An 8353-nucleotide genomic window follows, 5' to 3' on the forward strand; every position below is an offset into this window, starting at 1 on the left:
GGGCAGGGTCACCTCGCCGATTCGCGCGCTTCCCTCGTGAATGTGGGCGTCGAAGCGGTTGACGTTGCCCAAAAACCGGTAGACGAAGGGGTTGGCCGGCGCGTCGTAGACCTCTTCCGGCGAGCCGTCCTGCTCCACCCGGCCCTGGTTCATGACGATCACCCGGTCGGAGACCTCCAGCGCCTCCTCCTGATCGTGGGTGACGAAGATGCTGGTCACGTGGATCTCGTCGTGCAGCCGGCGCAGCCAGCGCCTGAGCTCCGCGCGCACCTTGGCATCCAGCGCCCCGAAGGGCTCGTCGAGCAGCAAAACCTTGGGCTCCACCGCCAGCGCCCGGGCCAGGGCGATACGCTGGCGCTGGCCGCCGGAGAGCTGGTGCGGGTAGCGATGGGCCGTCCAATCGAGCTGGACGAGCTCCAGAAGGCGCATGACCTTGTCGCGAATCTCGCGCTTGGTCGGGCGGGTGCTTCGCGGACGCACGGTCAGCCCATAGGCGACGTTGTCGAACACGCTCATGTGCTTGAACAGCGCATAGTGCTGGAAGACGAAGCCGACCCCGCGCTTGCTGACGTGAAGGTCCGTGGTGTCTTCGCCGTGAAAGCGGATGCGCCCGCTATCCGGCTGCTCGAGCCCTGCGATGATGCGCAAAAGCGTCGTCTTGCCCGACCCGGACGGGCCGAGCAGGGCGGTCAGTTCGCCTTCGCGAAAGGTGAGGCTTGCGTCGTCCACCGCGACGAAGTCGCGAAAGCGCTTGTTGACGCGATCGATCTCGATACTCATGTGACAACCCCTGTCGTCGGTAGTGATGCGATGGAAAACGCTCAGGCGGCGCGGCGCTTTTGCCGCTCGTCCTGCCATTCGATGACGCTCTTGATCGCGATGGTGACCAGCGCCAGGCCCGTCAGCAGCGACGAGACGGCGAAGGCGGCGGTGAACATGTACTCGTTGTAGAGCACCTCGATATGCAGCGGCACGGTGTTGGTCTCGCCGCGTATGCGCCCGGACACCACCGCCACGGCGCCGAACTCGCCCATGGCCCGGGCGTTGCACAGGATCACCCCGTAGATCAGCCCCCACTTGATGTTGGGCAGGGTGACGTACCAGAAGGTCTTGAGCCCGCCGGCCCCGAGGGTCAGCGACGCCTCTTCCTCCTCCTTGCCCTGCTGCTGCATCAAGGGGATCAGCTCCCGGGCGATGAAGGGCAGGGTGCCGAAGGCGATGACGATGACGATGCCGGGTACGGCGAAGATGATGCGCAGGTCATGGGCGGCGAGCCAGGGGCCGAGCCAGCCCTGGGAGCCGAACAGGATGACGAAGATGAGCCCCACCACCACCGGCGAAATGGCGAACGGCATGTCGATCAGCGAGATCAGCACGGGCTTGCCGGGAAACTCGAACTTGGCGATGGCCCAGGCGGCGGCCACGCCGAACACGGTGTTGAGCGGGACGACGGTGGCCACGATCAGAAGCGTCAGGCGGATGGCGGACAGCGCATCCGGGTCGCGAACGGCCTCGAACCAGGTCGTCAGGCCACGCTCGAAGGCGCCGTACAGCACCACGGACAGCGGCAGCACCAGAAACAGCGCCACGAAGATCAGCGCCGTCGTGATCAGCACCGCCTTGAGCCAGGCGGGCTCGTCGGTGGCACGCTGCCAGCGCCTGGCCAGGTCACCGTCGTCCACGACCGCCGGTGCCCCGGCGTCTTGTCCACCGCGTGTGGCTTGATTGAATGTGTTCACTCTGGATTCCCTTGCTGATTAACCATGGCGGCGACTGGTCCACCACTGCAGGCCGTTGATGACCAGAAGCATCGCGAAGGCCACCACCAGCATCACCGTGCCGATGGCGGCGGCGCCGTGGTAGTCGTACTGCTCCGCCTTGGCGACGATCAAAAGCGGGGTGATTTCGGTGCGAAAGGGCAGGTTGCCCGAGATGAACACCACGGAGCCGTACTCCCCGAGCGCGCGGGCGAAGGCCAGCGCGAAACCGGTCAGAAGTGCGGGGAACAGCGCCGGAAAGATCACCCGGCGGATCGTGGTGAAGCGGTCGGCGCCGAGGCTGGCCGAGGCCTCCTCCCACTCCGCTTCCAGGTCTTCCAGCACCGGCTGCACCGTGCGCACCACGAAGGGCAGCCCGATGTAGGTGAGCGCAACGACCACCCCCAGCTGGGTGTAGGCGACGCGCAGGCCGAAAAGCTCGAAATATCGACCGACCCAGCCGGTGCTCGCGTAGAGGGTGACCAGGGCGATGCCCGCCACCGCCGTGGGCAGGGCGAAGGGCAGATCCACCAGCGCGTCCACCAGGCGCTTGCCGGGAAAGCGGTAGCGCACCAGCACCCAGGCGAGCAGGGCGCCGAAGACCAGGTTGATCGTGGCGCCGACCAGGGAGGCGCCGAAGGAGAGCTTGTAGGAGGCCACCACCTGACGCTGGGTGATGGCGTGCCAGAAGGTCTCCCAGCTCATGGTGGTGGTATAAAGCAGAAAGGCACCGACCGGGACCAGGAAGATCAACCCCATGTAGAGCAGGGTGAATCCCATGGTCAGGCCGAAGCCGGGTATCACTCGACGCCGGGCAAGCGTGATCGACATGGCAAGGTTCCTCGGGGCCGGAAGGCATGGCCTTCCGGCGGGCGGTGGGGTCAAGGCGTGTTGATGGCTTCGAGGATCTCGTCGAAGACGCCGCCGTCGTTGAAGAAGCGCGTCTGGGCCTCGCGCCAGCCGCCGAACACCTCGTCGATGGTGAACAGATCCAGCGACGGGAACGCGTCGATGTACTCCGCCAGCACCGCCTCGTCCACCGGGCGGTAGTAGTGCTGGGCAGCGAGTGCCTGGGCCTCGCTCGAGTAGAGATACTCGAGATAGCCCTCGGCCACCTCGCGAGTGCCCTTGCGCTCCACGTTGGCGTCGACCACCGCCACCGGCGGCTCGGCGAGGATGCTCGTGGCCGGTACCACGATCTCGAAGTCGCCGCGACCGAGCTCTTCGACGGAGAGGATCGCCTCGTTCTCCCAGGCCAGCAGCACGTCACCCAGGCGGCGCTGGACGAAGGTGTTGGTGGCACCGCGAGCGCCGGAATCGAGCACCGGCACGTTCTCGAAGACCTGGCGCACGAAGTCGAAGGTCTGCTCTTCGTCGCCGTCGAACTGCTCGAGCCCGTAGCCCCACAGGGCGAGGAAGTTCCAGCGCGCGCCGCCGGAGGTCTTGGGGTTGGGGGTGATCACCTCGACGTCGTCGCGAATCAAATCGTCCCAGCCCTGGATGTTCTTGGGATTGCCCTCGCGCACCAGCAGCACGATGGTGGAGGTGTAGGGGGAGCTGTTGTGCGGTAGCCGCGATTGCCAATCTTCGGGAATCAAGTCGCCACGGTCGTGAAGCGCGTCGATGTCGTAGGCCAGCGCCAGGGTCACCACGTCGGCGTCGATGCCATCGATCACCGAGCGGCCCTGGGAGCCCGAGCCGCCGTGGGACTGGCGTACGGTCACTTCTTGATCGTGTCCTTCGCGCCAGTGTTCGGCGAAGAGCTGGTTGTAAGCGCGGTAGAACTCGCGGGTCGGGTCGTAGGAGACGTTGAGCAGCTCCACGCGCTCGGCCTGGGCCTGGGCCTGCGAGCTGACCCCGAGGGTGGCGCCTAGCACGGCGCCGCCGATCAGAATCGAAGCGGTGAGTCTGGACAGTGACCAAAGCGTGGGCGGTGTGGTGAGATTCATGGCGGCTCCCTGGTGTCGTGAGTAAGTCAGTGACGTTATGGGAGACAGCCTACGCACTGCTTTTGAAATCAATAACGAATATAAAATGGATTGTTTATTACTTTTTTAGCTTAAGCGCGCCGCCGCTCACAGCGTCACGAAATCGCCCTGACGCCCCGCCAATACCCGCTGAACGGTCTCTTCGTCGAGATTCTCGCGGCAAAGCTTCAAGAACTGATAGGCATAGCCGCGCAGGAAGTGGCCGCGGCGCAGGGCCAGGTAGGTGGTGTTACGCGGAAACAGCGCGCTGGCGTCGAGCAGGGTAAGACCGCGGTCGCGCTGCTCGTGGTAGGCCATCGAAGCGATGACCCCCACGCCCATTTCGAGCTCGACGTAGGTCTTGATCACGTCGGCATCCAGCGCGGTCAGCACGATATCCGGGGTGAGCCTGGCGGCGGCGAAGGCCTGGTCGATACGCGTTCGCCCGGTAAAGCCATCGTGATAGGTGATCAGGGGGTAGTCGGCGATGCGCTCGAGGGTCAACGGCGTGCCGTCGTTCAAGGGGTGATCGTCGAAAACGATGACGCCGTGATACCAGTGGTAGAACGGAAAGCAGACGAACAGCTGATTTTCTTCATGCAGCGCTTCGGTGGCGATGCCGATGTCCACCTTGCCGGCTTTCAACAAAGAGACGATCTCGTCCGGGCCGCACTGGTGTAGCTCCAGGTGTACCTTGGGAAAGGCCTGCTTGAACCGCGCGATGATCGGTGGCAGTGCGTAACGTGCCTGGGTATGGGTGGTGGCGATGGCGAGGCTGCCCTCGTCCTCGTGGGTGAGCTGATGCGCCGAACGCTTGAGGTTCTCCACGTCCAGCAGGATGCGCTCGACGATTTCCAGAAGCGCGCTGCCCGCCAGCGTCAGGCCCAGAATACGCTTGCCGCGGCGCTCGAAGAGCTCGACCCCAAGCTCCTCTTCCAGGTCGCGAATCTGCTTGCTGGCCCCGGACTGGGAGGTATACAGCGCGTTGGACGCCTCGGTGAGGTTGTAGTGCTGGCGCACGGTTTCACGCACGATCCGCAGCTGCTGAAAATTCATGACGCGTTGTTCCCTGAAAGCTCATTTATTCTAAAAAAGAATATTCAATCGGTTTGTTATTCAATAATTATATTTCCAGCTAACCATATCGGTTTTAGCGATTTGGGGCATGGAGGGCGTGACAGGGAGCAAGCCGCCTGAACAGGCGTCATCTGGAAGAGGGGCAACGGGTCTGCCGGTAGAGCCAAAGGATATCGACCCCGAAGGAGTAGACGGAAGCGACGAGCGCGCTCAGCGCCAGCAGCATCGCCGTCGTATGGCTGGTGAGCGGCGTGAGAGACAGCAGCAGCGCCAGCACCTGCCAGACACACACCGTCTTGCGCCGAAAACTGGGGAAGAGGGGAGCCGCCAGCCACTCGAGGCGCCACCCCGCCACCACGAAGGCGTAGCGCAGGGCGCCGATCAGCACTACCCAGACGCCCAGGGATTCAAGACGCACGAGGCCGATGCATAACAGCAGGATCATCAGCGCATCGAGCTCCATGTCGAAGCGGGCGCCGAAGCGCGAGTGGCTGTGCGTCCGACGGGCGACGAAGCCGTCGATGCCATCCAGCATCAGCGAGACGACCGCCATGCAAAGCCATATCCAAATGGCGTCCACGAAGGCGTTGCCGGCCAGCGCCCCGGCGACGAGCGCCACCAGCACCGCGCGCACGAGCGTCACCCGGTTGGCCCAGCCAAGCGGCCCGGCGCGCCAGAGGGTCAGCGTCAAAAAGACGATGACGCCGTACACCCCGGCTGCCGTCGCCCAGTTGCTTTTCGAGATCATCAGGCCCGGTATCAGCGCTCCCAGGGCGATCAACAGTAAACCGCCCAGAAACAGTTCCAGGGCGCTGTAAAAACGTTTGACCGGCGTCACGCTGGGCGCGTTGATGAAAAGCGACATGGTGGCTCGCAAAGCGGTACTCGCCGCGTATCGTTGTGCATTGAAAACAGGGTCACGACTTTTCGTACATGCTGGCGCTTATTGTCCATTGCTTTAAACAGGTTAGCTCTTTTTTACCAAATGAACGCAAGTTTGAGGCGTCGACGGTTTTCTCGACTAAGCTTTTACGAAGGGAACAGGAAAAGCCCGATCTAATAATAATTGTCTCTTGAGCGTTAAAAGAGATACCACCAACAGGGAACCGTTTTTATGCCACTGCCGGAAACCGCCCAGGCGTTCTGGGTCACGCGCCCTGGCGAAGGCGAGATTCGAACCGAGTCGCTCGCCCCCCTCACCGTAGACCACGTTCACGTGCGCACACTTTACAGCGGCGTGAGCCGAGGCACCGAGTCGCTGGTGTTCAACGCCCGCGTTCCCGAGAGCGAATACGCGCGCATGCGTGCCCCCTTTCAAGACGGCGAGTTTCCAACCCCGGTCAAGTACGGTTACTGCAGCGTTGGCGTGGTCGACGAGGGCCCAGAGTCACTCTTGAACGCGCGCGTATTCTGCCTCTACCCGCATCAAAGCCGCTACGTCGTGCCGGTCGAGGCCGTGCTGCCGCTGCCCGATGACGTGCCCGCGGCGCGCGCGGTGCTCGCCGCCAACATGGAAACCGCCGTCAACGGCGTATGGGACGCCAACCCCCGCCTGGGCGAGACGCTCTGCGTGGTGGGCGCCGGCGTGGTCGGTGCACTGGTGGCTTATCTGTGTGCCCGCATCCCCGGCGTCAACGTGCATCTCATCGATATCGACCCGCAGCGCCGGTCGCTCGCCCACGCCCTGGGCGTGAACTTCGCCACGCCCGACAGCGCGCCACGGGAGCAGGACTGCGTGATTCATGCAAGTGGCCACGGCGAGGGGCTCAAGCTCGGTCTGAGCCTGCTGGGGCGCGAAGGGCGCCTGATCGAGATGAGCTGGTTCGGCGAAGGCGAGACGTCGCTTTCACTCGGCGGCGCCTTTCACTCCCAGCGCCTCTCCATCAAGGCGAGCCAGGTCGGTCAGCTACCGGCGGACATGCAGCCGCGCTGGGACTACCGCCGCCGCCTGGCGCTTGCACTGCGTCTTCTCGACGATCCGGTGCTGGATCAGTTGATCAGCGGTGAATGCACGCTGGAGGAATTCCCCGCGCTGGCCCCTGAGCTTCTGGGGCCCGGCAGTCGGGCGCTTTGCCACCGTATTGCCTACCCCGACAACGATTAACCCCGACAGGAGTCACCATGTACCGTCTATGCGTTCGCGATCACTTCATGATTGCCCACAGTTTCAATGGCGAGATCTTCGGCCCGGCCCAGCGCACCCACGGCGCGACCTACGTGGTCGACGTAGCGTTCATGCGCCCGGAGCTCGACCCGGATGGCCTGGTCATCGATATCGGCCTGGCCAGTGAAACCCTCAAGGAGGTGCTGGCCGGCTACAACTTCCAGAACCTGGACGAGGTGGCCGAGTTCAAGGGCAAGAACACCACCACGGAATTCATGGCGGGCGTGATCTTCCAGGCGCTCGCCAAGAGCATCAAGGAGGGGCGTATGGGAACGACCGCCCAAGGCATCACCCACATGGAGGTGAAACTCCACGAATCCCACGTCGCCTGGGCAAGCTACGAAGGCGCCCTATGAGCAATCGCGTCACCTTGATGGTGGCCGGCTCGCTCGACCAGCGTACCGGCGGCTACGTGTACGACGCCCGCATGGTGGAGGCCCTGCGACGGCACGGCTTCGCGGTAGACGTGGCGCAGCTCGACGGCCACTTTCCCGACGCCTGTGATGTGGCCACCCGCGCCTTCGATCAAACGCTGGACGCCCTGGGGGATGAAGAGCGCATCATCGTCGACGGCCTGGTGATGGGCGCCCTGCCTGCGAGTGTTGCACGCCATGCGCCAAGGCTCGACATCACGGCCCTGGTGCATCACCCGCTGGGTGACGAGCAGGGGCTCGACGAGGCGACGAGCAAGCGCCTTCATCTGAGCGAGCTTGAGGGGCTTTCGAGCGTTTCGCGCATCATCGTCACCAGCGGTTTCACCGCCGCGCGCCTCGAGGCGCTTGCAAAGGCGTACGGTGTCGAGATCACGGCACCGGTCAGCGTCGTCGAACCCGGGGTCGAGCGCGCGCCGATGAGCCCGGCGGCGGCCGAGGGCGAGGAGCTTCGTCTTTTGTGCGTGGCCACGCTTACCCCGCGCAAGGGGCAGGACGTGCTCGTCGAGGCGCTGTCGAGGGTGCGCGCCGAGGCCTGGCGCTGCGATCTGTTCGGCGGCAATCGCGATGCGGCCTTCACCGAGCGCGTCGAAGGACTGATCGCGCGCCACGAGCTGAGTCGTGTCACTCTGCATGGCGAGTGCGACGCCGCGACCCTCGAAGCTGCCTATCAGGGCGCCCACGTGCTGGTGCTGCCCTCCTGGTACGAAGGGTATGGCATGGTGATCACCGAGGCGCTGGCCCATGGTCTGCCGGTCATCACCACCACCGGCGGGGCGCTGGCGCAGACGCTGCCGCACGATGCAGGCTTGAGTGTCGCCCCGGGTGACGTCGAGGCGCTGACAACGAAGCTCGAGTGCTTTCTGAGCGATAGCGAGCTGCGCCACCGCCTGCGCGAAGGAGCCATCATGGCGCGAGAGGCGCTCGTCGACTGGCAGGCGGCGGGTGACGCCTTCG

At 64.3% G+C, this 8353-nt stretch carries 9 protein-coding genes; 3 read left to right on the plus strand and 6 right to left on the minus strand.

Annotated elements, in window-relative coordinates:
- From BIS11_RS06350 to BIS11_RS06375, 6 genes are all read right to left on the minus strand, one after another.
- A partial coding sequence (locus BIS11_RS06350; RefSeq protein WP_253585838.1) for a sulfate/molybdate ABC transporter ATP-binding protein occupies positions 1–780 on the minus strand: 780 nt, incomplete at its 3' end.
- Positions 781–821: 41 nt separating this feature from the next.
- Complete coding sequence (cysW, locus tag BIS11_RS06355; RefSeq protein ID WP_367399107.1) at positions 822–1616, minus strand: sulfate ABC transporter permease subunit CysW; 795 nt, start codon at positions 1614–1616, stop codon at positions 822–824.
- Positions 1617–1757: 141 nt separating this feature from the next.
- Complete coding sequence (cysT, locus tag BIS11_RS06360) at positions 1758–2588, minus strand: sulfate ABC transporter permease subunit CysT (RefSeq protein WP_227388326.1); 831 nt, start codon at positions 2586–2588, stop codon at positions 1758–1760.
- A gap of 50 nt (positions 2589–2638) precedes the next feature.
- A complete protein-coding gene (locus BIS11_RS06365; RefSeq protein ID WP_253421994.1) occupies positions 2639–3706 on the minus strand; it encodes a sulfate ABC transporter substrate-binding protein in 1068 nt (355 codons plus the stop codon).
- A gap of 126 nt (positions 3707–3832) precedes the next feature.
- Positions 3833–4780: a CysB family HTH-type transcriptional regulator gene (locus BIS11_RS06370; protein WP_253421996.1), complete on the minus strand. Its 948-nt coding sequence runs from the start codon at positions 4778–4780 to the stop codon at positions 3833–3835.
- 148 nt (positions 4781–4928) lie between these two features.
- The gene (locus BIS11_RS06375; protein ID WP_253421999.1) at positions 4929–5666 is read right to left on the minus strand and encodes a CDP-alcohol phosphatidyltransferase family protein; all 738 of its coding nucleotides are present in this window, start codon (positions 5664–5666) and stop codon (positions 4929–4931) included.
- Positions 5667–5915: 249 nt separating this feature from the next.
- Here BIS11_RS06375 and BIS11_RS06380 point away from each other — a divergent pair, with 249 nt between their 5' ends.
- From BIS11_RS06380 to BIS11_RS06390, 3 genes are all read left to right on the plus strand, one after another.
- A complete protein-coding gene (locus BIS11_RS06380) occupies positions 5916–6905 on the plus strand; it encodes a zinc-binding alcohol dehydrogenase (RefSeq protein WP_253422000.1) in 990 nt (329 codons plus the stop codon).
- 17 nt (positions 6906–6922) lie between these two features.
- Positions 6923–7321, plus strand: a complete 399-nt coding sequence (locus BIS11_RS06385) for a 6-carboxytetrahydropterin synthase (RefSeq protein ID WP_253422002.1) — start codon at positions 6923–6925, stop codon at positions 7319–7321.
- On the plus strand, positions 7318–8353 hold a 1036-nt coding region (locus BIS11_RS06390; protein WP_253585839.1), incomplete at its 3' end, for a glycosyltransferase family 4 protein. The genes BIS11_RS06385 and BIS11_RS06390, both read left to right, overlap by 4 nt.

It is taken from the genome of Halomonas sp. 707D4, from assembly GCF_024158685.1.
Taxonomy (GTDB): Bacteria; Pseudomonadota; Gammaproteobacteria; order Pseudomonadales; family Halomonadaceae; genus Vreelandella.

What these genes read in the sequence shown, in the direction of transcription:
- BIS11_RS06385 (WP_253422002.1), top strand. Translation starts at nt 6,923, where the DNA reads ATGTACCGTCTATGCGTTCGCGATCACTTCATGATTGCCCACAGTTTC.
- BIS11_RS06365 (WP_253421994.1), bottom strand. Translation starts at nt 3,706, where the DNA reads ATGAATCTCACCACACCGCCCACGCTTTGGTCACTGTCCAGACTCACC.
- BIS11_RS06380 (WP_253422000.1), top strand. Translation starts at nt 5,916, where the DNA reads ATGCCACTGCCGGAAACCGCCCAGGCGTTCTGGGTCACGCGCCCTGGC.
- cysT (WP_227388326.1), bottom strand. Translation starts at nt 2,588, where the DNA reads ATGTCGATCACGCTTGCCCGGCGTCGAGTGATACCCGGCTTCGGCCTG.
- BIS11_RS06375 (WP_253421999.1), bottom strand. Translation starts at nt 5,666, where the DNA reads ATGTCGCTTTTCATCAACGCGCCCAGCGTGACGCCGGTCAAACGTTTT.
- BIS11_RS06370 (WP_253421996.1), bottom strand. Translation starts at nt 4,780, where the DNA reads ATGAATTTTCAGCAGCTGCGGATCGTGCGTGAAACCGTGCGCCAGCAC.